Origin of the sequence: Mycolicibacterium aubagnense (assembly GCF_010730955.1) — a bacterium.
Lineage (GTDB): Bacteria > Actinomycetota > Actinomycetes > Mycobacteriales > Mycobacteriaceae > Mycobacterium > Mycobacterium aubagnense.
Genome location: NZ_AP022577.1, coordinates 2,597,564 through 2,621,641, shown reverse-complemented (window position 1 = coordinate 2,621,641; position 24,078 = coordinate 2,597,564). Strand labels below are relative to the sequence as shown.

General features: G+C 66.5%; 24 protein-coding genes. 15 read left to right on the top strand and 9 right to left on the bottom strand.

The annotated features are described in order from the left end of the window. The first annotated feature begins 7 nt into the window (after positions 1-7). Positions 8-1,129, top strand: a complete 1,122-nt coding sequence (locus tag G6N59_RS12975; protein ID WP_138232661.1) for an NAD(P)H-dependent flavin oxidoreductase — start codon at positions 8-10, stop codon at positions 1,127-1,129. A gap of 62 nt (positions 1,130-1,191) precedes the next feature. On the opposite strand, the gene G6N59_RS12970 is transcribed toward G6N59_RS12975, so the two are convergent. After that, positions 1,192-1,890: an LpqN/LpqT family lipoprotein gene (locus G6N59_RS12970; RefSeq protein WP_138232660.1), complete on the bottom strand. Its 699-nt coding sequence runs from the start codon at positions 1,888-1,890 to the stop codon at positions 1,192-1,194. 63 nt (positions 1,891-1,953) lie between these two features. On the opposite strand from G6N59_RS12970, the gene G6N59_RS12965 reads away from it, so the two are divergent. After that, positions 1,954-3,078 (top strand): methyltransferase, encoded by a 1,125-nt coding sequence (locus G6N59_RS12965; RefSeq protein WP_138232659.1) that lies wholly within the window; start codon positions 1,954-1,956, stop codon positions 3,076-3,078. On the opposite strand, the gene fadD17 is transcribed toward G6N59_RS12965, so the two are convergent. Genes fadD17 through G6N59_RS12950 form a run of 3 tightly spaced genes read right to left on the bottom strand, consistent with a single transcriptional unit; the run spans position 3,075 to position 6,944 of the window. Then, positions 3,075-4,637, bottom strand: coding sequence for a long-chain-fatty-acid--CoA ligase FadD17 (gene fadD17, locus G6N59_RS12960; RefSeq protein ID WP_138232658.1), 1,563 nt, complete (start codon positions 4,635-4,637; stop codon positions 3,075-3,077). The two genes, G6N59_RS12965 and fadD17, sit on opposite strands and share 4 nt — an antisense overlap. Positions 4,638-4,645: 8 nt before the next feature. After that, a complete protein-coding gene (locus G6N59_RS12955; RefSeq protein ID WP_138232657.1) occupies positions 4,646-5,746 on the bottom strand; it encodes an acyl-CoA dehydrogenase family protein in 1,101 nt (366 codons plus the stop codon). A gap of 16 nt (positions 5,747-5,762) precedes the next feature. Continuing rightward, a complete protein-coding gene (locus G6N59_RS12950) occupies positions 5,763-6,944 on the bottom strand; it encodes an acyl-CoA dehydrogenase family protein (protein WP_138232656.1) in 1,182 nt (393 codons plus the stop codon). Positions 6,945-7,131: 187 nt separating this feature from the next. On the opposite strand from G6N59_RS12950, the gene G6N59_RS12945 reads away from it, so the two are divergent. The 12 genes from G6N59_RS12945 (at position 7,132) to G6N59_RS12890 (ending at position 18,997) form a co-directional block, all read left to right on the top strand. Continuing rightward, positions 7,132-7,323 (top strand): ferredoxin, encoded by a 192-nt coding sequence (locus G6N59_RS12945; RefSeq protein WP_029105068.1) that lies wholly within the window; start codon positions 7,132-7,134, stop codon positions 7,321-7,323. A gap of 39 nt (positions 7,324-7,362) precedes the next feature. Then, positions 7,363-8,289, top strand: coding sequence for a 3-oxoacyl-ACP reductase (locus G6N59_RS12940; RefSeq protein WP_138232655.1), 927 nt, complete (start codon positions 7,363-7,365; stop codon positions 8,287-8,289). Between the two features lie 275 nt (positions 8,290-8,564). Next, positions 8,565-9,329 (top strand): MlaE family ABC transporter permease, encoded by a 765-nt coding sequence (locus G6N59_RS12935; protein WP_029105067.1) that lies wholly within the window; start codon positions 8,565-8,567, stop codon positions 9,327-9,329. Positions 9,330-9,372: 43 nt separating this feature from the next. Next, positions 9,373-10,215 (top strand): MlaE family ABC transporter permease, encoded by an 843-nt coding sequence (locus G6N59_RS12930; RefSeq protein WP_138232654.1) that lies wholly within the window; start codon positions 9,373-9,375, stop codon positions 10,213-10,215. Positions 10,216-10,228: 13 nt separating this feature from the next. After that, entirely contained in the window at positions 10,229-11,431 is a 1,203-nt protein-coding gene (locus tag G6N59_RS12925) for an MCE family protein (protein WP_138232653.1), read from the top strand. A gap of 25 nt (positions 11,432-11,456) precedes the next feature. Then, positions 11,457-12,491, top strand: a complete 1,035-nt coding sequence (locus tag G6N59_RS12920) for an MCE family protein (protein WP_138232652.1) — start codon at positions 11,457-11,459, stop codon at positions 12,489-12,491. Next, the gene (locus tag G6N59_RS12915; protein ID WP_138232651.1) at positions 12,484-13,539 is read left to right on the top strand and encodes an MCE family protein; all 1,056 of its coding nucleotides are present in this window, start codon (positions 12,484-12,486) and stop codon (positions 13,537-13,539) included. The genes G6N59_RS12920 and G6N59_RS12915 overlap by 8 nt, the downstream gene beginning before the upstream one ends. Further along, positions 13,539-14,960 carry an MCE family protein gene (locus G6N59_RS12910; protein WP_138232706.1) on the top strand — a complete coding sequence of 474 codons (1,422 nt, stop codon included), beginning with the start codon at positions 13,539-13,541 and terminating at the stop codon, positions 14,958-14,960. Before G6N59_RS12915 ends, G6N59_RS12910 begins: the two co-directional genes overlap by 1 nt. Beyond that, on the top strand, positions 14,960-16,129 hold the full coding sequence (locus tag G6N59_RS12905) for an MCE family protein (RefSeq protein WP_163911290.1): 1,170 nt from the start codon (positions 14,960-14,962) through the stop codon (positions 16,127-16,129). Before G6N59_RS12910 ends, G6N59_RS12905 begins: the two co-directional genes overlap by 1 nt. 2 nt (positions 16,130-16,131) lie before the next feature. After that, positions 16,132-17,781, top strand: coding sequence for an MCE family protein (locus G6N59_RS12900; RefSeq protein WP_163911997.1), 1,650 nt, complete (start codon positions 16,132-16,134; stop codon positions 17,779-17,781). Then, positions 17,781-18,509 carry an Rv1363c family protein gene (locus tag G6N59_RS12895; protein ID WP_138232649.1) on the top strand — a complete coding sequence of 243 codons (729 nt, stop codon included), beginning with the start codon at positions 17,781-17,783 and terminating at the stop codon, positions 18,507-18,509. Before G6N59_RS12900 ends, G6N59_RS12895 begins: the two co-directional genes overlap by 1 nt. Further along, the gene (locus tag G6N59_RS12890; protein WP_138232648.1) at positions 18,509-18,997 is read left to right on the top strand and encodes a mammalian cell entry protein; all 489 of its coding nucleotides are present in this window, start codon (positions 18,509-18,511) and stop codon (positions 18,995-18,997) included. Before G6N59_RS12895 ends, G6N59_RS12890 begins: the two co-directional genes overlap by 1 nt. 82 nt (positions 18,998-19,079) lie before the next feature. Here G6N59_RS12890 and G6N59_RS12885 read toward each other — a convergent pair whose 3' ends face one another. Genes G6N59_RS12885 through G6N59_RS12880 form a run of 3 tightly spaced genes read right to left on the bottom strand, consistent with a single transcriptional unit; the run spans position 19,080 to position 21,108 of the window. Continuing rightward, positions 19,080-20,585, bottom strand: coding sequence for an alpha,alpha-trehalose-phosphate synthase (UDP-forming) (locus G6N59_RS12885; RefSeq protein ID WP_234884416.1), 1,506 nt, complete (start codon positions 20,583-20,585; stop codon positions 19,080-19,082). Beyond that, positions 20,582-20,746 (bottom strand): hypothetical protein, encoded by a 165-nt coding sequence (locus tag G6N59_RS30570; protein WP_090562895.1) that lies wholly within the window; start codon positions 20,744-20,746, stop codon positions 20,582-20,584. Before G6N59_RS30570 ends, G6N59_RS12885 begins: the two co-directional genes overlap by 4 nt. Before the next feature lie 23 nt (positions 20,747-20,769). Continuing rightward, the gene (locus tag G6N59_RS12880) at positions 20,770-21,108 is read right to left on the bottom strand and encodes an intersectin-EH binding protein Ibp1 (protein WP_138232647.1); all 339 of its coding nucleotides are present in this window, start codon (positions 21,106-21,108) and stop codon (positions 20,770-20,772) included. Positions 21,109-21,282: 174 nt separating this feature from the next. On the opposite strand from G6N59_RS12880, the gene G6N59_RS12875 reads away from it, so the two are divergent. After that, positions 21,283-22,134, top strand: a complete 852-nt coding sequence (locus tag G6N59_RS12875) for an SDR family oxidoreductase (protein ID WP_234884415.1) — start codon at positions 21,283-21,285, stop codon at positions 22,132-22,134. Positions 22,135-22,148: 14 nt separating this feature from the next. On the opposite strand, the gene G6N59_RS12870 is transcribed toward G6N59_RS12875, so the two are convergent. Beyond that, positions 22,149-22,826 carry a response regulator gene (locus G6N59_RS12870; protein ID WP_138232646.1) on the bottom strand — a complete coding sequence of 226 codons (678 nt, stop codon included), beginning with the start codon at positions 22,824-22,826 and terminating at the stop codon, positions 22,149-22,151. Continuing rightward, complete coding sequence (locus tag G6N59_RS12865) at positions 22,819-24,042, bottom strand: sensor histidine kinase (RefSeq protein WP_138232645.1); 1,224 nt, start codon at positions 24,040-24,042, stop codon at positions 22,819-22,821. Before G6N59_RS12865 ends, G6N59_RS12870 begins: the two co-directional genes overlap by 8 nt. Positions 24,043-24,078: the final 36 nt, after the last annotated feature.

Sequence of the window (24,078 nt, the reverse complement as noted above, 5' to 3'; positions counted from 1 at the left end):
CAACAGAATGAAAACCGAACTCTGCGAACGTTTTGGGATCGAATACCCGATCTTCGTCTTCACGCCGTCGGAGAAGGTGGCCGCGGCCGTGAGCCGCGCCGGCGGCATGGGCGTGCTGGGTTGTGTCCGGTTCAACGACGCCGATGATCTCGAGAACGTCCTGCAGTGGATGGACGCCAACACTCTCGGCAAGCCCTACGGCGTCGACATCGTGATGCCGGCCAAGGTCCCGACCGAGGGCACCAGTGTCGACATCAACAAGCTGATCCCGCAGGGGCACAAGGACTTTGTCGCGAAGACCCTCGCCGATCTCGGGGTGCCGCCGCTGCCGGCGGACGAAGAGAAGAACGAGGGTGTGCTGGGCTGGCTGCACTCGGTGGCCCGCAGCCACGTCGAGGTCGCGCTCAAGCACCCGATCAAGCTGATCGCCAACGCGCTCGGTTCGCCGCCGAAGGACGTCATCGATCAGGCGCACGCCGCCGGTGTCCCGGTCGCGGCCCTGGCCGGCTCGGCCAAGCACGCGGCACGGCACGTGGAGAACGGCGTCGACATCGTCGTCGCCCAGGGACACGAGGCCGGTGGCCACACCGGTGAGATCGGTTCCATGGTGCTGTGGCCGGAAATCGTTGATGCGCTTGGTGATTCGGCCCCGGTGCTCGCCGCCGGTGGTATCGGCACCGGACGGCAGCTGGCCGCCGCGCTGGCGCTGGGCGCACAGGGCGTCTGGATGGGCTCGGCGTTCCTGACCTCGGCCGAATACGACCTCGGTGTGCGCTTGGAATCGGGCGTTTCCGTTGTGCAGCAGGCGATGCTGAACGCGACCTCGGCCGACACCGTCCGCCGCAAGATCTACACCGGCAAGCCGGCCCGGCTGCTCAAGAGCCGCTGGACCGACGCCTGGGACGCCGAGGGCGCGCCCGATCCGCTGCCGATGCCGTTGCAGAACATCCTGGTCAGCGAGGCGCACCAGCGGATGAACGAGTCCGGCGATCCGACCGCGGTCGCCATGCCGGTCGGTCAGATCGTCGGCCGGATGAACGAGATCCGCCCGGTCGAGGTCATCATCGCCGAGCTGGTCGCCGAGTTCGAGGCCGCCACCAAGCGCCTGGACGCCATCCGCGACAACTGACGTTCTGTCGATGATCCTGTGTCCTCGGCGCGGAAAAGCGCCAGGGACACAGGATCATTCGTTTACGGGGTGATGGTGACCTGCTTGGCGACCGCGTCGGTGGCCGCCTGGATGATCGGTGTCTGGTCCACCGAGCCATCCGAATTCAGTTGCAGCACATAGGTGGCACCGTTCGACGGGAAGATCACCGTCTGCTGCGCGACGAACTTGGTCTTGCCGTCGGACACCCAGGTGCCGGCGATCCGGTAGCCGGGATAGTTGCGCACCGTGGTGTCCGTACCGGGACCCGACGGTGTGAAGCCCGGAAGATTCTGAATCTCGCCGGGCGCGGTGGCCAACAGCGCCTTGGCGTCGACGTCACCGGTCAGTTTCGACAGCAGCGCGATCACGCTGGGCGCGTAGTCCTTCGGGTCGACGGCGCCGTTGTAGATGATCGAGTCGTACGCCCACGGCGGATTGTCGTCGCCGGTGGACTTCCAGCCGTCCGGCTTCGGCAGCTCGACTTTCGGTTCGCCGGTGTCGGTGCGGTGCACCTGCTGTTCGGTGATCTTGTGGTCCTTGATGTAGCTGGCGATCGTCGGGTTGGGGCCGTCACTTGCCTTGCTGCCGGCCGCATCCGGACCGGTGGCCGCCGCTGTCGGCGCGGCGCTGGTCGCGTGGTCGGTCGACGCACTCGCGTCTTTGCCGGAGTCGCACCCGGCCAGCACCACAGACAGTGCGGTCGCTGCCGCGACGAGGCCGGTGATCGCGGACGTTCTCATACGGCCGAGACTAATCGACAGAGTTCGCGATGTTCCTGTGAGGCGGACCGGATTCGCTCTAGCATGAGGATTAGCTGTGGGATTACTGTGTGCTCTGTGGCAAACGCGCAAAAACCACCGCCCGGCTGGCTTCTCGACGGCATCGGCCGGGTTCGCGAAGGCTTGAGTCAGCTGCGGCGGGCAGTGGTGCCGGCCAATCTGACCCTCTTCGAGCTGAGCCAGGGCGCCTGGCTCACCCAGGCCATGTACGCCGCCGCCAAACTCGGCATCTTCGATGCGCTGGGCCGCGGCCCAGCGACGGCCGACGATATTGCCCGCCGGCTGGGTTCGCATCCAGAGGCCACCTATCGGCTGATGCGGGCGCTGGCGAGCAACTCCCTGCTCAAGCAGAACCGCGACGGCCGGTTCGAGCTCACCCGTCTGGGTGAGGGATTGCGCTCCGACGTGCCAGGCTCGATGGTGGGGATGCTGCTGTTCATCGGCCACCCCAAGCATTGGGAGCATTGGGGGCAGCTGCTGTACTCGGTGCAGACCGGTAAGACATCGGCCGAGATGTTGCGCGGCATGCCGATCTTCGAATACCTCGAGACCGACCGCGACCTGGCGGAGGTGTTCAACAACGCCATGACCGGCGTGTCCAGCATGGCGATCGAAACCCTCATGCCCGCATATGATTTCACTCGCTTCGGTACCATCGTCGACGTCGGCGGCGGCCACGGCGCGCTGCTGTCTGCCGTGCTGCAGCAGGCCACCGACGCCCGGGGTGTGCTGTTCGATCTGCCATCGGTGGTCGCGGGCGCGGGCCCGGTGCTGGAGGCAGCCGGGGTGTCCGGCCGGGTCACGGTCACCGGTGGCTCGTTCTTCGACGCGGTCCCCGAAGGCGGGGACGCGTACCTGCTCAAGACGATCATCCACGACTGGGATGAGGACAGCGCCGCCGCGATCCTGCGCAACGTACGCAAAGCGATCGCCCCGGGCGGCACGCTGGCACTGATCGAGTTGGTGCTCCCCGAAGGCACGCCGAACCACCCCGGCATGCTTTTGGATCTGGAGATGCTGGTGGCCGCCGGTGGGCAGGAGCGCACCGGGGCGGAGTACGCGGACCTGTTGGCGCGAGCCGGTTTTCGGCAGACCCGCGTGGTCCCGACGGCGGGGCCCATGTCCCTCGTCGAGGCTGTCCCCGTCTAACGGCAGATCGCGAAAACCGGGTCGGCGCAGTCGGTGCCCTCGGCCGACAGTTGCCGCTTGATGACCTTGAAGGTCTCGGTGCGCGGCAGAGTCGTGGCAACACGGACGAACCGGGGCCACTGCTTGGGACCCAGATCCTCCTGGGCGGCCAGGAAGGCGCTGAAGTCGTCGACGGAGAACTCCGCGTGGTCGAGGAGGACGAGCGCCGACATCACCTGGTCGCCGACGGCCGGATCGGGTATCGCGTAGACGGCCGCCTCGACGACATCGGGGTGGCGCAGCAGCACCTGCTCGATGGGCGCGGTGCCGAGGTTCTCGCCGTCGACCCGCATCCAATCACCAAGGCGCCCGGCGAAATAGATGAACCCGGCCTCGTCCCGGTAAGCCAGGTCGCCGGTGTGATATATGCCGCCGGCCATGCGCTCGGCCTCGGCGGCCTCGTTGTTGTAGTAGCCGCGGAACCAGCCGCGGCCCGTCGGATTCACCAGTTCGCCGACGACGCCAGGCGGGCACGGCAGTCCCGTCTCCACGTCGACGACGGCCACCTCGTCGGTCAGCGGACCCAGTGCGCCGGGCGGGGTGTCCGGAGTGCGGGCGACCGCGACGCCGCCTTCGGTGGAACCGAAACCGTCGACGACGATGACGCCGAAACGCTGTGCGAACCGGTTCAGGTCGCGCGGGGCACCCTCGTTGCCGTACATGAATTTCAGCGGATTGTCTGTGTCGTCCGGTCGCGCCGGCGTGGCCAGAATGTACGACAGCGGCTTGCCGACGTAGTTGGCATACGTGGCGCCGTAGCGGCGCACGTCCCGGAGGAACCCGGAGGCGGAGAATTTGCGGCGCAACGCGATCGACCCCTGGGCCGCCAGCGCCACCGCCCAGCCGGCCATCACCGCGTTGGAGTGGAACAGCGGCATGGACAGATAGAACGTGTCGTCGCGGCCGAGGCCGAAGCGGTCGGCGAGCATCTGGCCCGGGAACGCCACCTTGTCGTGGGTGACCCGGACGGCCTTCGGGTCACCGCTGGTGCCCGAGGTGAAGATCAGCATGAACAGGTCGTCGGGGTCGACGTCGGCGAACTGCACCGGAGCGCCGGCGAATCCTGCGAGTTCGGTTGCCCACGAGGCAGATTCGACGTCGATGATGTCGATGCCCGCGGCGTCGAGACCGGCCGGGACCAGCTCGGGGTTGTCGGCCAGTATCAACTGGCAGTCGGACCGCTCGGCATCGCCGACCAGCGCGGCACCGCGGCGTGTGGGGTTCAGGCCGACGGGCACCAGCCCCGCCAGCGCGGCGGCCCCCAGCAGCGACGAGAAGAACGTCGTGTTGCTCAGCAGCACACCGACATGCGGCGGCTTGGCCGGGTCCAGCCGAGCCGTCAACGCCGCGGCCAGCTGGGCACCCGCGGCGATGTGGTCGGCCCAGCTGATCAGGTCAGCCGGGCCGCCATCATCTTCCCGCGAGGCACCGTCCGGCGCCGTAGCGCAGTCGTACAACCCGCGGTCGGTGACGTCGACGAGCGGGCGCAGCAGGTCGCTGACGGTGGGCCGAGCGGACATCAATCGGATCAGACAGGCGTTTCGGCCAGTTCGCGCCCGATGCGCAGCAGCTGCCCGGTGGCACTGCCGATCGCGAACTCGGTCTGCTTGGCCGCCAGGAAGTACCGGTGCACCGGGTGATCCATGTCGATGCCGACGCCACCGTGCACGTGCACCGCGGTGTGCGCCACCCGGTGTCCGGCCTCGGCGGCCCAGAATGCCGCGGTGTTGACGTCCACCTCGGCGGGCAACCCCTCGGACACCCGCCAGGAGGCCTGGGTCAGCGTCAGGCGCAGCGCCTTGACGTCGATGTAGCCGTCGGCCAAGCGGGACGACACGGCCTGGAAGCTGCCGATCGGGCGGTCGAACTGCTCGCGCTCACGGGCGTACAGCGCGGTGAGCTCCAGTGCGCGTTCCACCACACCGAGCTGGAATGCGCTGCGGCCCAAGACGTTGTGCAGCTGCAGCCATGCGAGCACCTCCGTGCCGCCCACGACACCGGAAACGGGGATGGTCACGCCCTGCAGGTCCAGGTGCGCAACGCTGCCGTGACCGGTGGTGTCCAGCGACGTGACGGTGACGCCCGGGTCGGCCGCGGGAACCAGGAAAACCTTGACACCGGAATCGGTTTCGGCCGGGACCAGGAAGGCGTCGGCGACGGGACCGTAGGCGACCTGGGTGCGGGTGCCGGTCAGCGTGTATCCGGAGTCATCAAGGCCGGTGGCCTGCACGGGACCCTGGCCCATCTCGCCGTCCAGCGCGGGCACGACGATCTTGCTGCCGGCGACCGCAGGGGCGGCCCACTCGGATTTCAGTGCAGCGGAACCGAATTCGGCGATGGCGCCGGCGCCCAGGATGGTCGACTCGAGGTACGGCACCGCAGAGAGCTGACGGCCCAGGGCGACCAGCACGGCCGACTGTTCCAGCGCGCCGAAACCGCCGCCGCCCACCGACTCGGGTGCGGTGGTGGACAGGATGTCGGAGTCGATCAGCTTGGCCCACAGCTCGCGGTCGAACCGCTCATCGAGCTTGTCCAACTCCTTCTGGCGCTCCGGGGTCACCACCGATTCGGTGATGGACCGGACCAGGCCGCCGAGGTCGTCAGATGCTTCGGTTGTCTTGAAGTCCATTTCTCGCCGCTCTCTCTTAGCGATTCACTCGGGGCAGGCCGAGCGCGACCATGCCGATGATGTCGCGCTGAATCTCGTTGGTGCCGCCGCCGAAGGTCAGGATCAGGCAGGACCGGTGCCAGCGTTCGATCCGGCCGCGCAGCAGTGCGCCCGGGGTGTCCCGACGCAGGGTGGCCGAGGTGCCGAGCACCTCCATGAGCAACCGGTAGGCCTCGGTGGCCAGTTCGGTGCCGTAGACCTTGGCCGCCGACGCGTCGGCGGGGGAGGGGGCGGAATCGGTGGCCGAGGCCAGCTCCCAGTTGATGAGCTTCAGCACTTCGGCCTTGGCGTGCACCCGGGCCAGGTTCAGCTGCACCCACTCGGAGTCGATCAGCCGCTTGCCGTGGTGATCCTTGGTGTTCTGGGCCCATTCCCGAACCCCGTCCAGCGCCGTGAAAATCGGCTGTGCCGACACCAGCGCGACGCGCTCGTGGTTGAGCTGGTTGGTGACCAGCTTCCAGCCGCCGTGCTCCTCGCCGACCAGGCTGGACGCCGGGACGCGCACGTCCTGGTAGTACGTCGCGCTGGTGTCAACGCCGGACATGGTGTGCACCGGCGTCCACGAGAAGCCCTCGGCGGTGGTGGGCACGATCAGCATCGAGATGCCGCGGTGCTTCTTGGCCTCGGGGTTGGTGCGGGCCGCCAGCCAGACGTAGTCGGCGTAGGCGATCAGGGACGTCCACATCTTCTGGCCATTGATGACGTAGTCGTCACCGTCGCGGACCGCGGTGGTGCGCAGGGAGGCCAGGTCGGTGCCGGCGCCGGGCTCGGAGTAGCCGATGGAGAAGTGCAGCTGGCCCGCGGCGATCTTGGGCAGAAAGAACTTCTTCTGCTCCTCGGTGCCGAAGTGCATGATCGTCGGCGCCACCGAGTTGATGGTCAGGAACGGCACCGGGACGTTGGCGATGGCGGCCTCGTCGTTGAAGATCAGGCCGTCCATCGGAGGCCGGGCCTGGCCGCCGTACTCCTTCGGCCAGCTCAGCGTCAGCCAGCCGTCTTTGCCCATCTGCTCGACGGTCTCGCGGTAGACATTGCCGCGGCCCATCTCGCCGTCATTGGATGACAGTGCCTCCGCGCGCTCGGGGGTCATGAGTTTGGTGAAGTACGAGCGCAGTTCGCGCCGCAACTCCTCCTGCTCGGGGGTGTAGCCGATCCGCATCGAATTCATCCTTACCAGTGGCTATTGGGATATTTCGGTCATGTGCCGGGCCGCTTTCGCAACCCATGCCTATTCAAACTTGTAACACGTTCTAGTCTTGGGGTCCAGAGCGTGCCACACTGGCATCGCCATGGCGGGGTCGTTATGTTGGCCTCACTGTCGAAATCCGGGCTGTCAGGAGGATGTCATGCGGGTTGAAGTCGATCACGACCGCTGTGAAGGAAACGCGGTTTGCGTGGGAATTGCGCCGGACCTTTTCGATCTGGACGACAACGACTATGCGGTGGTCAAGGCCGATCCGGTGCCTGCCGACCAGGAAGCGCTGGCTGAGCAGTCCATCGCCGAATGCCCCCGCGCCGCCCTTCTCCGCAAAGACTAGAGGTATTCATAAAATGACGTCGCGCACGCGAGGAGCAAGATGACTGAAGCACTGGACTCGACAGATCTCTCCGGGAAGGTGGCCGTGGTCACCGGTGCCGCCGCGGGACTGGGCCGTGCCGAGGCCATCGGCCTGGCGCAGGCCGGCGCCACCGTCGTGGTGAACGACATGGCCGGCGCCCTCGACAAGTCGGATGTACTCGCCGAGATCGAGGCGGCCGGCTCCAAAGGCATTGCGGTGGCCGGGGACATCAGCGCCCGCAGCACCGCCGACGAACTCGTCGCGACCGCGGACGGCCTGGGTGGGCTGAGCATCGTGGTCAACAACGCGGGTATCACCCGCGACAAGATGCTGTTCAACATGACGGACGAGGACTGGGACGCGGTCATCGCGGTCCACCTGCGCGGCCACTTCCTGCTGACCCGCAACGCCGCGACCTACTGGCGCGCCAAGGCGAAGGCTGGAGGTGACGGCCCGGATGGTCGGGTGTACGGCCGGATCGTCAACACCTCGTCGGAGGCCGGTCTGGCCGGTCCGGTCGGCCAGGCGAACTACGGTGCCGCCAAGGCCGGCATCACGGCGCTGACCCTGACCGCGGCCCGCGGCCTGGAGCGCTACGGGGTCCGGGCCAATGCCATCGCCCCGCGGGCCCGTACCGCGATGACGGCCGATGTGTTCGGTGCGGCTCCGGGTGAGGGTGAGGTCGACCCGCTGTCGCCCGAACATGTTGTGAAACTGGTGCGTTTCCTTTCCTCGCCCGCGTCGGAAAACGTGAATGGCCAGCTATTCATCGTTTATGGTCCGACTGTGACCTTGGTAGCGGCGCCGACCGTGGAGAGCCACTTCACAGCGTCGTCCGCTGAGTGGGACATGACACAACTCAGTTCCACGCTGCGCGGATATTTTGCTGACCGCGATCCGGAACGGAATTTCTCTGCGACTGCCTTGATGGAGTCGAGGGACTGAACGTCCCGGATCCAGTGCTGACGCGGCGCAGAAAGCGCCGCGTCAGCACTAGAACTTGTTACAGTGACGGCAACGTAGAAATATATCCTGAGCTGCGATTATATATCGTTTTCCAGTGATTTTGCAGTTCTTTTGCCACTGCGAACATGTTCTAGCTACTATGAGCCGGCTCACAAGAGCCATGCATTACAACGTGGTGATCAGGCCACTGCGGAAGAGGGCAACCCCACTCTTCGCCGTGACTGCGCAACCCGTACCGAGAATGGAGTCGAAGGTTGATCGAACAGCTTGCGGCTCCGGCCCGGGCCGTCGGCGGGTTCTTCGAAATGGCCCTCGACACCTTCACAAAGATGTGGCGCCGGCCATTTCAGTTCCGGGAGTTCTTCGAACAGACCTGGATGATCGCCCGCGTTTCGCTCGTGCCGACCCTGCTCGTCGCCATTCCGTTCACCGTCCTGGTGGCCTTCACGCTGAACATCCTGCTGCGTGAGATCGGCGCCGCTGACCTCTCCGGCGCAGGCACCGCCTTCGGCACCGTCACCCAGCTGGGCCCCGTGGTCACCGTGCTCGTGGTCGCCGGCGCCGGCGCCACGGCCATCTGCGCCGACCTGGGTGCCCGCACCATCCGCGAAGAGATCGACGCCATGCGCGTGCTCGGCATCGACCCGATCCAGCGTCTCGTGGTGCCGCGCGTCCTGGCATCGACCTTCGTCGCGGTGCTGCTCAACAATCTGGTGTGTGCCATCGGCATCTCCGGTGGTTACGTGTTCTCCGTATTCCTCCAGGGCGTCAACCCGGGTTCGTTCATCAACGGGCTGACCGTGCTGACCGGCCTGGGCGAGCTGATGCTCGCGGAGATCAAGGCCGTGCTGTTCGGGCTGCTCGCCGGCATGGTCGGCTGCTACCGCGGCCTGACCGTCAAGGGCGGCCCCAAGGGTGTCGGCATCGCGGTGAACGAGACCGTCGTCTACGCCTTCATCTGCTTGTTCGTGATCAACGTGATCATGACCGCCATCGGCGTCCGGGTCCTGGTGAGGTGATGCGGGGAATGAGCACCCAGCGAGTAGCGGAGGCGGATCGCGCATGAGTTACGACGCAACACTGCGCTTCAAACGAATGTTCCGGGCCGTGCCCGGCATCTTCGACAGCCTCGGTGAGCAGGCGCTGTTCTATGGGGAGTCCTTCCGGTACATCCCCAACGCGCTGACGCGCTACCGCCGCGAGACCATCCGGCTCATCGCCGAGATGACCATGGGCACCGGCGCGCTGATCATGATCGGCGGCACCGTCGGCGTCGCGGCGTTCATGACACTGGCCTCCGGCGGCGTCATCGCCGTGCAGGGTTACTCCTCGCTGGGCAACATCGGTATCGAGGCCCTCACCGGCTTCCTGTCGGCCTTCCTCAACGTGCGTATCGTCGCGCCGATCATCGCCGGTATCGCCCTGGCCGCCACCATCGGCGCCGGCTGTACCGCGCAGTTGGGCGCGATGCGGGTGGCCGAGGAGGTCGACGCCGTCGAAGCGATGGCCGTGCACTCGGTGTCCTACCTGGTGTCGACCCGGATCATCGCGGGCCTGATCGCCGTCATCCCGCTGTACGCACTGGCCGTCCTGGCGTCGTTCTTCGCGGCGCGGGCCACCACCGTCTACATCAACGGTCAGTCGGGCGGTCTCTACGACCACTACTTCAGCACCTTCATGGTGCCCACCGACCTGTTGTGGTCATTCCTGCAGGCCATCGTCATGTCCATCGCGGTCATGCTCGTGCACACCTACTACGGCTACAACGCCAGCGGCGGGCCCGTCGGCGTGGGTATCGCGGTTGGCCAGGCCGTGCGGACCTCGCTGATCGTGGTCGTCACCATCGTCCTGCTCATCTCCCTGGCCGTGTACGGCGCGTCCGGCAACTTCAACCTCTCCGGATAGGGGGTGTACGACGATGTCTTCCGGCGGCGCTAAACGCAGCCACGTGAGAATCGCGGCGGCGGTGTTGATCAGCATCATGGTGGCCGCGGTGGTGTTCACCTATTTGTCGTACACCGCGGCGTTCACGCCCACGGACACGGTGTCGGTGATGGCGCCGCGTGCGGGTCTGGTGATGGATCCTGATGCGAAGGTCAAGTATCGCGGCATCCAGGTCGGCAAGGTCCAGGAAATCGACTACGCCGGTGATCAGGCGCGGCTGAAGCTGTCGGTTCTGAGTGATCAGATGCGGTATATCCCGGCCAACGCCCGCGTCCGGCTGGGCAGCACGACGGTGTTCGGGGCCAAGTCGGTGGAATTCTTGCCGCCGGAGCATCCGTCGAAGGAATCGTTGCGTCCTGGTGCGCAGGTGCAGGCCAAGGACGTCCAGCTGGAGATGAACACGGTCTTTCAGACGTTGACCGATCTGCTCGACAAGATCGATCCGGTGAATCTGAATGCGACGGTGACCGCGCTCGGTGAGGGCTTGCGGGGTCACGGCGACGACGCCGGCGCCGCCGTGACCGGGTTGAGCAAGTACCTGCAGTACTTCAATCCGAAGTTGCCGACGTTGCAGCAGGATTTCCAGGACACCGCGACGGTGGCCGGTATTTACGGCGACGCCGCGCCCGATCTGGCGAAGGTGTTGGACAACGCGCCGACGGTGAGCAAGACGCTGACCGACGAGAAGGACGACCTCAACGCCGCGCTGCTCGCGTCCACCGGGTTCGCCAACAACGCGTACGCGACCATCTCGCCGGCCGCCGACGACTACATCGCCGCCATCCAGCGGCTGCGGGCCCCGCTGAAGGTCCTGGGTGACTACTCACCGGAATTCCCGTGCCTCATCCAGGGCTTGTCGAAGGCCGTGGACCGCTTCGGCCCGGTGTTCGGTGGCGTCAAGCCGGGCTTGTTCGTCTCCTCGAACTTCTTCCCGGGTGCGCCCAACTACACCTTCCCCGAGAGCCTGCCGATGGTGAACGCCTCGGGTGGCCCGAACTGCCGTGGCCTGCCGGACGTCCCGTCCAAGCAGTTCGGTGGTTCCTGGTATCACACGCCCTTCCTGGTGACCGACAACGCCTACATCCCGTTCCAGCCCAACACCGAGTTGCAGTTCGACGCGCCCTCGACACTGCAGTTCCTGTTCTCCGGTGCCTACGCAGAGAGGGACCGCTACTGATGTCCGCGAGTGAGTGGGGCCGCCCATGAGACACAAGCGCGAAATGATCAACGTCACGGTGTTCACCATCGTGATGTTGCTGGTCGCCGCCGGCCTGGTGGTGGTGTTCGGCCAGTTCCGCTTCGCCTCGTCGAACACCTATCACGCCAACTTCGCCGACGCGTCCCGGCTCAAGGCCGGCGAGGACGTCCGCATCTCGGGTGTCCAGGTCGGCTCGGTGAAGAGCGTGAAGCTCAAGAGCGACAACACCGTCGACGTCAAGTTCACGCTGAACGATCGGTACCAGCTGTACACCTCGAGCCGCGCCGTCATCCGCTACCAGAACCTGGTCGGTGACCGGTACATGGAGATCACCTCCGGGCCCGGTGAGCTGCGCAAGCTGCCCGCCGGCGGCACCGTTGCCCTCGCCAACACCCAGCCGGCGCTCGACCTCGACGCGCTGCTCGGCGGTCTCCGTCCGGTCGTGAAGGGCCTGGACGGCAAGAAGGTCAACGAGATCACCGCCGCCATGATCGAGGCGCTGCAGGGGCAGGGCGGCGCGCTGAACGACCTGCTGTCCAACACCGGTTCGTTCAGCCAGACGCTGGCCGACCGGGACCAGCTGATCGGCGACACGATCACCAACCTCAACACGGTGCTCGGCACGGTCGACGCCAAGGGCGCCCAGTTCAACACCAGCATCGACCAACTGCAGCAGCTCATCACCGGCCTGGCCGAAGGCCGCGATCCCATCGCCGGTGCCATCGGCCCGCTGGCCTCGGCCGAGAACGACCTGACTGACATGCTGCAGAAATCGCGGCGCCCGGTGCAGGGCGTCATCGAGAACACCCGCCCGTTTGCCCAGCGCATGTATGAGCGCCGGGCCGAGGTGAACCCGGTCATCGAGAACCTCGCGGAGGACTACCTGCGACTCAACGCCCTCGGTGCCTATGGCGCGTTCTTCAACATCTACTACTGCTCGGTGAAGATCAAGTTGAGCGGCCCCGCGGGTAGCGACCTGATCGTGCCGTTCGGTGGTCCCGCGGACCCGTCGAAGGGCAGGTGCTCCGAAAGTGGCTAGGCCGGAAAAAGATCCACTCCGCACCGGCATTCTCGGTGTGTTCATCGTGGTGTGCCTGGTGCTGATCTCGTTCGGCTACACCGGGCTGCCGTTCTGGCCGCAGGGCAAGAACTACTCCGCGTTCTTCGGCGACGCCGGTGGCATCACGCCGGGCAGTGACGTCCGCGTCGCGGGCATCAGGGTCGGCAAGGTCGGGGACGTGGAGCTCGCCGGGACCTCGGCGAAGGTGAATTTCACCGTCGACCGCCAGATCGTGGTGGGCGACCAGTCGCTGGCATCGATCAGGACCGACACTGTGCTGGGGCAGAAGTCTCTCTGGGTCACTCCTAAGGGGACGAAGGAAGCCACGGTTATTCCCTTGGGCCGCACCACGACTCCGTACACGATCAACACCGCTCTGCAGGACTTGGGCCAGAACACCAGTGAGCTGGACAAGCCGCAGCTGGAGCAGGCCCTCAAGGTGCTGACCGACACGCTGCATGACGCGACGCCGCAGCTGCGTGGCGCGCTCGACGGTGTGGCGGCACTGTCGAGCAGCCTGAACAAGCGCGACCAGGCGCTCGAACAGCTGCTGGGCCACGCCAAGAAGGTGTCCGACACCCTGGCGCAGCGCGCCGACCAGGTGAACAAGCTGGTCATCGACGGCAATCAGCTGTTCGCCGCGCTGGACGAGCGGCGTCAGTCCCTGAGCACGTTGATCTCCGGTATTCGTGGTGTCTCGCAACAGCTTTCGGGGTTCGTCGCGGACAACAAGCGGGAGTTCGGCCCGGCCCTCAAGCAGCTGAACCTGGTGGTGGACGAATTGCTGAAGCGCAAGGAGCACATCAGCGAGGCGCTCAAGCGGTTGCCGGGTTACGCCACCGCGCTCGGTGAGGTCGTCGGCAACGGCCCGGGCTTCAACATCAACCTGTACGGCCTGCCGCCGGCCACGATGACGGAAGTCCTACTCGACACGTACTTCCAGCCGGGCAAGCTGCCTGCCAGCCTCGCCGACATGCTGAAGGGCTACATCTCTGAACGGATCGTCGTGAGGCCGAAGTCGCCATGATGAAGAACTTGAAGTCGCGCGGGGTGATCATCACCCTGGTGGTCGCACTGGTGGCGTTGGTCGCCGGAGGCGCCTACCTGCTGTGGCCGTCGCGTGGCGGCCACAAAGTGGTGGCCTACTTCACCAACGTGGTGGGTCTGTACGCGGGCGACGATGTGCGGGTGCTCGGCGTGCCGGTGGGCACGATCGATTCGGTTGAACCGCAGCCCAATTCGGTCAAGGTCAGCATGACCGTGCAAGACGGGGTAAAGATCCCGGCGGACGCACGGGCGATCATCATCTCGCCGAACCTGGTGGCGGCGCGGTTCGTGCAGTTCACTCCGGCCTACGACGGTGGCGCGGCCCTGGCCAACGGCGCCGAGGTGCCGCTGAGCCGGACCGGTGTTCCGGTCGAATGGGACGACGTCAAGAAGCAGCTGACCCAGCTCAGCGCGCAGCTCGGTCCGCAGGACGGTGCGCCGCAGGGCCCGCTCGGTGCGTTCATCAACCAAGCCGCCGACACCCTGGACGGCAAGGGTGACTCGTTCCGCAACGCATTGCGCGAACTGTCGCAAACCGCTGGGCGCCTTGGTGATTCGCGCGGCGACCTGTTCGGCACCATCAAGAACCTGCAGATTCTGGTCAACGCGCTGTCGAACAGCAACGAGCAGATCGTGCAGTTCACCGACCACGTCGCGTCGGTCTCGCAGGTGCTGGCGGAGAGCTCGGCCGGCCTGGACCAGACCCTCGGCGCCCTCAATCAGGCGCTGGGCGACGTCAAGGGTCTGCTCAAGGACAACAACAAGGCCTTGATCGACCAGGTCGGCAAGTTGGCCGAGTTCACGCAGGTGCTGACCGACAACAGCGACAACATCGAGCAGGTTCTGCACGTGACGCCCAACGGTCTGGCCAACTTCTACAACATCTACAACCCGGCACAGGGCTCCCTGGACGGTCTGTTGTCACTGCCGAACTTCGCGAACCCGGTGCAGTTCCTGTGCGGCGGCAACTTCGACGTCGGCGCCACCCCGGACAACTACAAGCGGGCGGAAATCTGCCGTCAGCGCATGGGCCCGGTGCTGCGCCGTATCGCCATGAACTACCCGCCGGTGCTGTTCCACCCGATCAACAGCATCACGGCATACAAGGGTCAGCTCATCTACGACACCCCGCAGACCGAGGCCAAGGCTCAGACTCCGGTTCCGTACCTGCAGTGGAATGCCGCACCTGGCGTCATCCCGCCGAAGGTCCAGCCGGACGGCACGCTCAGTGACCTGATCCTGCCGCCGCCGGCCATCCCGGGCCAGATTTCACCGGCCACGCCGCCGGTGGGTCCCGGCCCGACGCCGCTGAACGGTTCGGGCCCGCTGCCCGGACCCGCCCCGGCGCCCGCCGCGCCCGTGGGTGCACCGCTGCCCGCCGAAGCTGGAGGTGGCAACTGATGAAGGCGGTTGTGAAGGCCCTGGCACTCGGATCGAGTGCCGTGGTGCTCGCCGGTTGCCAGTTCGGTGGCCTGAATTCGCTGGACATGCCCGGTACCCAGGGCCACGGCGCCGGTTCCTACACGATCACGGTGCAGCTGCCCGACGTCGCGACGTTGCCGCAGAACTCGCCGGTGATGGTCAACGACGTCACCGTCGGTAGCGTGTCGGGCCTGGACGCCGTCCAGCGCCCCGACGGCACGTTCTATGCCGCGGTGAAGCTGTCCATAAACGGCGATGTGAAGCTGCCGGCGAACGCCAGGGCGAAGGTCGCCCAGACCTCGCTGCTGGGTTCGCAGCACGTCCAGCTGTCGGAACCGGTCGGGGAGGCTCCTCAGGGCCGGCTCACGCAGGGCTCGGAGATTCCGCTGGCGCATACCGGCCGGTACCCGACCACCGAAGAGGTGCTGTCGTCGCTGGGCCTGGTCGTGAACAAGGGCAATCTCGGTGCGCTGCAGGACATCACCGATGAGGCGTATGCCGCCGTCGCCGGCCGGGCCGGGCAGTTCGTCGACTTCATCCCTCGGCTGGCCGAACTCACCCAGTCCCTGGACAAGCAGACCACCGACATCGTCGGCGCCATGGACGGGCTGAACCGCTTCGCCTCGATCCTGGCCAAGAGCAAGGACGGCCTGGGCCGCACGCTGGACACGCTGCCCGGCGCGATCAAGGTCCTCAATGACAACCGCAAGAACATCGTGGACGCATTCACCGCGCTGCGGAAGCTCGCCGTGGTCGGTGCCAAGGTCATGGCCGCGACCAAGGATGACTTCGCGGCCGACTTCAAGGACCTCTTTCCGGTCATCAAAGCGCTCAACGACAACGCCGACGACTTCATCCACGACCAGGATCTGATGGCGACGTTCCCGTTCTCCAACAAGTACTTCAAGAACGCGGTGCGTGGCGACTACCTGAACGTGTACGTGACGTTCGACCTGACGCTGCGCCGCCTTGGCGAGACCGTCTTCCCCACCTCGGGCGCTTTCGACCCGAACATGAGGCACCTGGACGAAGTGATCAACCCGCCGGACTTCCTGTTGGGCGCAATGGCGAACCTGTCCGGACAGGCCGCCGATCCGTTCAAGATTCCAGCAGGCACAGCGACGCAACATGGAGGGGTGAAGCCGTAATGTTGTTGACCCGTCTTGCGCGTTTCCAGCTGGCGATCTTCGGCGTCGTCACCGTGATCTGCCTCGCCCTGATCACGACGTCCTATCTGCACCTCCCGGCGGCGATCGGCCTGGGCGTCTACAAGGTTGACGCCAAGTTCGTCGTCGGCGGCGGTATCTACCAGAACGCCAACGTCACCTACCGCGGCGTGACGATCGGCCGGGTGACGAACATCGGTCTGAACGACAACGGCGTGACGGCCCAGATGCGGCTGAACTCCGACACCCCCGTGCCGGACAACGTCACGGCCACGGTCAAGAGCGTGTCCGCGATCGGTGAGCAGTACATCGACCTGGTGCCGCCGGCCGACCCCTCGAAGAACATGCTGAAGAACGGCGCCACCATCGGTGTCGACCGGACTGCGGTCGGCCAGGACATCGTGGACCTGCTCAACCAGGCGCAGTCCCTGGTCAGCAGCATCAGCAACACGCGATTGCAGGACCTGCTCCGCGAGTCCTTCAAGGCGTTCAACGGATCCGGTCCGGAACTGGCGCGCATGATCCAGTCGTCGCGGCTGTTGGTCGACGAGGCCAACGCCAACACGAACGAGATCAACAAGCTGATCGACCAGGCCGGCCCGTTGTTGAAGGCACAGATTCGTGCCGGTGCCGACATCAAGACCATGGCGAGCAGTCTCGCGACGCTGACCGGTGAGGCCGCCCAGGCCGACCCGCAGATCCGTTCGGTGCTCAAGACCGTCCCGGGCGCCGTCCAGACCGTCAACGAGACGTTCGACGGCATCCGTCCGACGTTCCCGATGCTGGCGGCCAACCTGGCGAACTTCGGCCGGATCGGCGTCATCTACCACAAGTCCATCGAGCAGGCGCTGGTGATTTTCCCGGCGCTGATCGCGGCGCTGCTGACCGACGCGGGTGGGTTGCCCATCGACGAAGGCGCGAAGCTGGATTTCAAGATCAGCCTCGGCCAGCCGCCGTGCGTGACGGGCTTCGTCCCGGCCCCGGACATCCGCACACCGGCCGACACCACCGTCCGCGATCTGCCGAAGGACCTGTACTGCAAGACCGCGCAGAGTGATCCGAGCACCGTCCGCGGTGCCCGCAACTACCCCTGCATGGAGTACCCGGGCAAGCGTGCTCCCACGGTCCAGCTCTGCCGCGACCCGCGTGGTTACGTGCCGATCGGCAGCAACCCGTGGCGTGGTCCGCCAGTGCCGTACGACACCCCGGTCAACGACCCGCGGAACATCACGCCGCCCAACAATTTCCCGATGATCCCGCCGGGAGCCGACTACGACCCGGGCCCGCCGTCGGTGCAGTTGCCACCGGGGGTGCCCGCCGGGCCGGGTCCCGCGCCCAACGCGCCGTTCCCGCTGCCGTACCCGCCGAGTGATCCAGGTCCGCAGCCGCTGCCCTGGCCGTTCTTCGCGCCGCCGGATCAGGTGACCCCGCCGTACGCGATCAACAACCCGCCGGCCCCGGATGGACAGCCGCAGGCGAGCGGACCGAAGGGACCGCAGACCACGACGTACGATGCGAGCAACGGGGTCTTCGCAGACCCTGCCGGTGGTACGGGAGTGTTCAACGCCGGCTCGAGTAATGGTGACGCAGGCGAGTCCTGGGTCGACCTCATGAAGGATCCAAGGCAGGTTTGATGAGTGACCAACCGGCTGCGACGGACACAACGTCGGAGCCGCCGGTGAGCCGCGTGCGCCGGCGGGCCTCACGGCCCGCCGGCAGCGCCGGTTCCCCCGAGGCTTCAACAGTGCTCGACGTCGCGATTCCGTCGACGGCGAGCAAGACGACAACAGAACCGGGAACCACCACGTCGGCGCGGCCGGCCATTCAGGTACGACGGCGGCAACCGCACCGGACCCTGGTCGCGGCCATCGGCTTGGCGGTCGTCGCCGTGCTGGTGGCGGCGCTGGCCGGCGGCACGTGGTTCCTCTGGCACGGCAACGGTCAGATCGAGGCGACGCAGGACCGCGATCAGCGGTTCGTCGACACCGCGAAGCAGACCGTGGTCAACATGTTCAGTTACACGCAGAACACGGTCGACGAGAGCGTGAACCGCTTCGTGGGCGGCATCGGCCCCGGTCCGCTGCGCGACATGATGAACCAGAGCAACAACGCCGAGAACCTGAAGTACCTGTTCAAGCAGACGCAGGCCAACTCGGAGGCGGTCATCACCGCGGCGGCGCTGGAGAGCGTCGACAACACCTCGAACATCGCGAAGGTGCTGGTGACGGTCCGGGTGACGTTGTCCGACATGAACGGGGTGAATCAGCCGTCGACGCCGTACCGGCAGCGGGTGTTCATCCGGGAGGACGACAGCGGTCACATGAGTGCCTACGACATCAAGTACCCGGACGGGGGCAACTGATGAACCGATTGCTGGCAGCGCTCGGCGCCCTGTTGGCGGTCGCCGTGGTGGCGCTCGGCGCCCTCGGCGGCTCGGAGTACTGGAACCACGTGCAGCTCGCCGGCGAGCAGGCGACGGCGGAGGAACTGCCCGATCTGGCCAAGTCCCAGATCCCGCAGATTCTCGGCTATGAGTACAGCAGCGTGCAGCGCAGCACCACGCAGGCGCTGACGTTGATGACGCCGGCGTTCCGCAAGCGGTACGAGGAACTGACGGCGAAAAACAACATCTTCAACGACGCGGTGAAGCGCAAGTTGATCAGCCAGGTGAATGTGGTTGGCGCGGGCATGATCTCGTCGCACCGTGACTCCGGCTCGGTGCTGGCGTTCGTCAACCGGGTCATCACCGATGAGCGCAAGCAGCCCAACTATGAGGGCAGCCGGCTGAAGGTCGACTACCGCAAAATCGACGGCAAGTGGTTGATCGACGAGATGACACCGATCTTCTGACGCGCCGATCTTCAGGCACCCCAACACGATTCAGGCCCCGCAGCGAAAGCTCCGGGGCCTGAATCGTGTGTCGGTCGTGACGTCAGTCGCGGGTGTGCGCCAGCGCGTCGAGGAACGCCCGGGCCCACCGGTCGACGTCGTGGGCGAGCACCTGACGGCGCAGCGCGCGCATGCGACGGCGTCCCTCTTCGGGGGATTGGGTCAGGGCATCGGCGATCGCGTCCTTGACCCCGTCCAGATGGTGCGGGTTGGTGAGGTACGCCTGCCGCAATTCCTCTGCGGCACCGGTGAATTCGCTGAGCACAAGCGCGCCGCCAAGGTCGCTGCGGCAGGCCACGTACTCCTTGGCGACCAGGTTCATCCCGTCCCGCAACGGCGTCACGAGCATGACGTCCGCGGCGACGAAAAACGCGATGAGCTCCTCCCGGCCGATCGCCCGGTGCATGTAGTGCACCACCGCGTGGCCGACTTCGCTGTACTCGCCGTTGATGTGCCCGACCTGGCGCTCGATGTCCTCGCGCATGACCTTGTAGCTCTCCACGCGTTCCCGGCTCGGGGTGGCCAGCTGCACAAGCACAGTGTCGTGCCGGTTGGCGCGTCCCTCGGCGAGCAGCTCGGAGAACGCACGCAGCCGCACGTCGATGCCCTTGGTGTAGTCCAGCCGGTCCACGCCCAGCATGATCTTGCGCGGGTTGCCCAATTCATCGCGGATCTGACGGGCTCGCTGCCGGATGGTGCGACTACGGGCCTGGGCGTCCAACGCGGCCGAGTCGATCGAGATGGGAAAGGCACCGACCTTGACGGTGCGGTTGCCGAAGGTCACCTCGCCGAACCGGGAGCGCACACCGATGGTGTGGCGGGTGGTGTGGGCGTCGAGCAGCCGGCGGGCCAGCACCAGGAAGTTCTGTGCGCCGCCGGGCAGGTGGAAGCCGACCAGGTCGGCGCCGAGTAGACCCTCGATGATCTCGGTGCGCCACGGCATCTGCATGAACAGCTCGACGGGCGGGAACGGGATGTGCAGGAAGAACCCGATGGTCAGATCGGGACGCAGCTCCCGCAGCATCTTGGGTACCAGCTGCAGCTGGTAGTCCTGAACCCAGACGGTCGCGCCCTGCGCTGCCGTGCGGGCCGTGGCCTCGGCGAAGCGCTTGTTGACCGCGACGTAGGCGTCCCACCAGTGGCGGTGGTAGGTGGGCTTGACGATGACGTCGTGGTACAGCGGCCACAGGGTCGCGTTGGAGAAGCCCTCGTAGTATTCGGCGATGTCGTCGGCCGAGAGGCGGACCGGGCACAGCGTCAGCTCGTCCTGAACGATCGGCTCTTCGTCGCTGTCGGCGACGCCGGGCCAGCCGATCCAGGCGCCACGCTGCTTGCGCAACAACGGCTCCAGCGCGGTGACGAGGCCGCCGGGGCTGCGCTTCCAGGTGATGGAACCGTCGGGCAGCCGCTCCATGTCGACGGGCAGCCGGTTGGCGACCACGACGAAGTCCGAGTTGCCGACGGGTTTCGTGGCGGACTTGCCGCCCTTGGAGGTTGTGGGCCTCGCGGTGGACGCCGCGGAAGCGTCGTTGCCTCCGCGGGCCGTCACGCGTCGAGCTTCGTGGGCCCGATACCCAGCATGGACAGGAACATGCGACATTCGTCGGCATCGTTGGCGTAAGCGGCGACTACCCGGCGGGCCTGACGGGCGGTGCTGTCGGCCAGGGGCTCCACGTCGCCGATGTCGGCGGGGTCAGTTTTTGCAGGCATTACACAACCTTAGGCGACTGCTGTTACGGGCTGGAACTCAGTGATGAGTGCGGGTGCATTCCGGGTACCTGCTCCTCCGAGAGACCGATGCATTCGCCGGTGTTACGGCCGGTGCAGGGAATGCCGTCGACTTGGCCGAGCTGGTTCGGAGCGGCTTGGACCGGGCCGGGGGCCTGGTCGCTGCCGCTCCCGAAACACGAACCGCTGACCGGGTTTTCCGTCATTCCCGGAGGGCAGCTGGTGTCCCCGAGTAGTGCGGTGGACACTGGGCTGCAGAGGGCGAATACCGCGGGTGCGGCGACGGTCGCGATGGTGAAGCCGCCGGCGACCAGGAGCCGCCGGTGAATCGGGTGGATCGTCATGGCGCGTCACGCTTTCATCAAGGAAAATTTCAGCGTACGCCCAGGTGCTGGGCGGCCAACGACGAATCTGACCGCGGCCGGGCGTGGGAATGGGCGCCCGACCAGCATTGTGTACAACTTTTGAAAAGTGTATACAGGACGTGTTCCCGTCGATCTGTCCAAAGGAGTACGCCGGTGCAGTTTTCAGTCCAGGGTTGGCTGACGGATCGAACCGTATTGATCACCGGCGGTGGCAGCGGCATCGGAAAGGCCATCGCGCAGGGAGTTGTGGCGGCCGGCGGCAACGCGCTCATCGTCGGCCGCACCGAGGCCACGCTGCAGTCCGCTGTCGACGAGATTTCAGCTGCCGGGGGACCAGGCGTCATCCGCTCCCAGACCGCCGACGTCACCAACGAGGACGACGTCGCCCGCGCCGTCGCGACCGCCGCCGCATGGAACGGGAAGCTGTCCGGCGCCGTGCACTGTGCCGGTGGCTCGCTGACCGTCGGACCCGTGACCCACATCGATTCGGAGATGTGGCGGCAGACCGTCGACCTGAACGTCAACGGCAGCATGTACGTGGTCAAGCACACCGCACGGGAAATGGTCCGTGGCGGCGGCGGATCGTTCGTCGGTATCTCGTCGATCGCCGCGAGCAACACCCACCGCTGGTTCGGGCCGTACGGCGTCACCAAGTCCGCGCTGGATCACCTGGTGCAGCTGGCGGCCGACGAACTCGGCGCATCCTGGGTGCGCGCGAACAGCATCCGCCCCGGCCTGATCCGCACCGACCTGGTGGCGGCCAGCATCTTCGAATTCGAGCCGCTGCGTGAGGATTACCGGAAGTGCACCCCGCTGCCCCGGGCCGGCGAGGTCGAGGACGTCGCCAACCTGGCGCTGTTCCTGCTCAGTGACGCATCGCAGTGGATCACCGGCCAGCTGATCAACGTCGACGGCGGCCAGCAGCTGCGTCGCGGGCCGGACTTCTCGGCCATGATGGAGCCGATGTTCGGCGCCGACGCCATGCGCGGGGTTTTCCCGCAGTAAGAGCTATTGCGGGGTTATTTCGGCGCGACCACGCCGTGGTCGTAGGCGTAGACGATCGCGGCCGCGCGGTCCCGCAGGTCGAGCTTGGTGAAGATGCGCCCGATGTGGCTCTTCACCGTCACCTCCGAGATGACCAGCCGGTCGGCGATCTCGGCGTTGGTCGCGCCCGATCCGATCAGTTGCAACACATCGCGTTCACGCGCGGTGAGCCGGTCTGCCACGTCGTCGGACGGTGTTCCCGGCGCTCGCCGGTAGCCGTTGAGCACGCGGGCGGTGACGGCCGAGTCCAGGTATGCCTCGCCGCGCGCGACGGCATGCACCGCGCGGATCAGTTCCTCGGCCGGCGAGTCCTTGAGGACGAAGCCCGCCGCCCCGGCACGCAGCGCCGCAGACAACAGCTCGTCGTCGTCAAAAGTGGTGAGCGCCAACGCTGGTGGGCCGCCGTTGGTGCGCAGGGCCCGGATGGCGTCGACGCCGCTGACACGCTTCATCCGCAGGTCCATCACGACGACGTCGGGGCGGCACCGGAGCACTTCCCGCGGGACCTCGTCACCGTCGGCGCATTCTCCGACGATGGTGAAGCCGTCCTTGCGCCGCAGGATGCGGCGCAGGCCCGAGCGGACGAGCTCCTGATCGTCGACCAGCAGCACGTCGACGGTTGAACCGTCTTTCGGGACGGGGCCGTCAGTCATTGTGGGTCCCATTACGTGACAGCCGGATTCGGCGCATCGCGCAATGCGCGGTTGCCGTCGGGGTGACCGGTACCCGAGCCTGGACCGTCCACCCGTCGGGTCCGGGGCCGGCCTGGAATTCGCCGCCGAGGGTTTCGATGCGCTGGCGCATCCCGGGCAGCCCGGCGCCCGGCTTGATCTCGGACGCCGGGGTGGACAGCTCGTTGCAGATCGAGAGGGCGGCGGTGCCGTTGTCGTGACGGAGTCGCAGCTGCACGGGTGACGCCGGGGCGTGTTTGGCGATGTTGGCCAACGATTCCTGCGTCACCCGGAACAGCGCCAGCCCGATTCCCGCGCTGAGGTCCGCAGGGTCGGCCTCGATGCGGGAGTCCACCTGCAGCCCGGCCGAGGCGAAGCTCGCCACCAGATCAGGGATGTCGGACAACCCGGGTTCGGGAGTCAGCCGGGGCGGCTGGGCTTCCTGCGCACCGAGCAGGCCGACCGTCTGCCGGATATCGGACATGGCCTGCCGGCCGAGGCGTTCGGCGTCGAGGAGGCCGTCGACCGCGTCGTCCACGTCGCAGTCCTCCTGCAGCGCCCGCCGGGCACCGGTCAGATGCAGCATGGTCACCGACAGCGAGTGGGCGATCACGTCGTGGACCTCGCGGGCGATCCGGCGCCGCTCGTCGGCTGCCGCCTGCTCGGTGAGCGCTGCCTGGCGGGCGCGCTCCTCGATGACCAGTCGCTGCTGCAGCTGCAGGATGTGGCCGATCATCGCCGCGATGGCGAGGAAGAACAGCAGGTAGGGCACGAATGTGGTGAGGTGTCCGGTGCGTGAGGCCCCGATCAGCAGCAGGGCACATCCCGTCGCGGCCAGCAGTCCGTGCCGCACCGAACCCAGGGCGAACACTTCGCCCAGCATGAACATCAGCAGGAACGGCGCGGCGTCGAGGAACACGGGCGGCCAGCACAGCAGGAGCAACGCCACCCCGGCCAGCACCGACGCCGCGGTCGCGGGCGTCGTCGGCTTGTGGCCGAACGCGATGAACGCGACGATCGGGGCGAACACCAGTGCAATGGCGACGGCGAGCAGCCACGGCCGGGTGAAATCCCGTTGCATCGCGGCAGTGCCGGCGACCAGCAGCGAACCGCTGTACATGACGACCGGGACGGTGAACGGGAACTGGTAGTTCATCAAGCCCCGTCGACGCAGCGCGAAGTCACGGAGCCAGGCCATAGGGCCAGCGTAGAGCCGCTGGCCGGGTTTACACAT

Bases quoted from the DNA above. Each gene is read 5' to 3' on its own strand.
- G6N59_RS12975 (WP_138232661.1), top strand. From the start codon at position 8: ATGAAAACCGAACTCTGCGAACGTTTTGGGATCGAATACCCGATCTTC.
- fadD17 (WP_138232658.1), bottom strand. From the start codon at position 4,637: ATGTCCGCTCGGCCCACCGTCAGCGACCTGCTGCGCCCGCTCGTCGAC.
- G6N59_RS12865 (WP_138232645.1), bottom strand. From the start codon at position 24,042: ATGGCCTGGCTCCGTGACTTCGCGCTGCGTCGACGGGGCTTGATGAAC.
- G6N59_RS12940 (WP_138232655.1), top strand. From the start codon at position 7,363: ATGACTGAAGCACTGGACTCGACAGATCTCTCCGGGAAGGTGGCCGTG.
- G6N59_RS12955 (WP_138232657.1), bottom strand. From the start codon at position 5,746: ATGGACTTCAAGACAACCGAAGCATCTGACGACCTCGGCGGCCTGGTC.
- G6N59_RS12895 (WP_138232649.1), top strand. From the start codon at position 17,781: ATGAGTGACCAACCGGCTGCGACGGACACAACGTCGGAGCCGCCGGTG.
- G6N59_RS12890 (WP_138232648.1), top strand. From the start codon at position 18,509: ATGAACCGATTGCTGGCAGCGCTCGGCGCCCTGTTGGCGGTCGCCGTG.
- G6N59_RS12925 (WP_138232653.1), top strand. From the start codon at position 10,229: ATGTCTTCCGGCGGCGCTAAACGCAGCCACGTGAGAATCGCGGCGGCG.
- G6N59_RS12945 (WP_029105068.1), top strand. From the start codon at position 7,132: ATGCGGGTTGAAGTCGATCACGACCGCTGTGAAGGAAACGCGGTTTGC.
- G6N59_RS12905 (WP_163911290.1), top strand. From the start codon at position 14,960: ATGAAGGCGGTTGTGAAGGCCCTGGCACTCGGATCGAGTGCCGTGGTG.
- G6N59_RS12965 (WP_138232659.1), top strand. From the start codon at position 1,954: ATGAGGATTAGCTGTGGGATTACTGTGTGCTCTGTGGCAAACGCGCAA.
- G6N59_RS12880 (WP_138232647.1), bottom strand. From the start codon at position 21,108: ATGACGATCCACCCGATTCACCGGCGGCTCCTGGTCGCCGGCGGCTTC.
- G6N59_RS12930 (WP_138232654.1), top strand. From the start codon at position 9,373: ATGAGTTACGACGCAACACTGCGCTTCAAACGAATGTTCCGGGCCGTG.
- G6N59_RS12910 (WP_138232706.1), top strand. From the start codon at position 13,539: ATGAAGAACTTGAAGTCGCGCGGGGTGATCATCACCCTGGTGGTCGCA.
- G6N59_RS12950 (WP_138232656.1), bottom strand. From the start codon at position 6,944: ATGCGGATCGGCTACACCCCCGAGCAGGAGGAGTTGCGGCGCGAACTG.
- G6N59_RS30570 (WP_090562895.1), bottom strand. From the start codon at position 20,746: ATGCCTGCAAAAACTGACCCCGCCGACATCGGCGACGTGGAGCCCCTG.
- G6N59_RS12970 (WP_138232660.1), bottom strand. From the start codon at position 1,890: ATGAGAACGTCCGCGATCACCGGCCTCGTCGCGGCAGCGACCGCACTG.
- G6N59_RS12920 (WP_138232652.1), top strand. From the start codon at position 11,457: ATGAGACACAAGCGCGAAATGATCAACGTCACGGTGTTCACCATCGTG.
- G6N59_RS12870 (WP_138232646.1), bottom strand. From the start codon at position 22,826: ATGACTGACGGCCCCGTCCCGAAAGACGGTTCAACCGTCGACGTGCTG.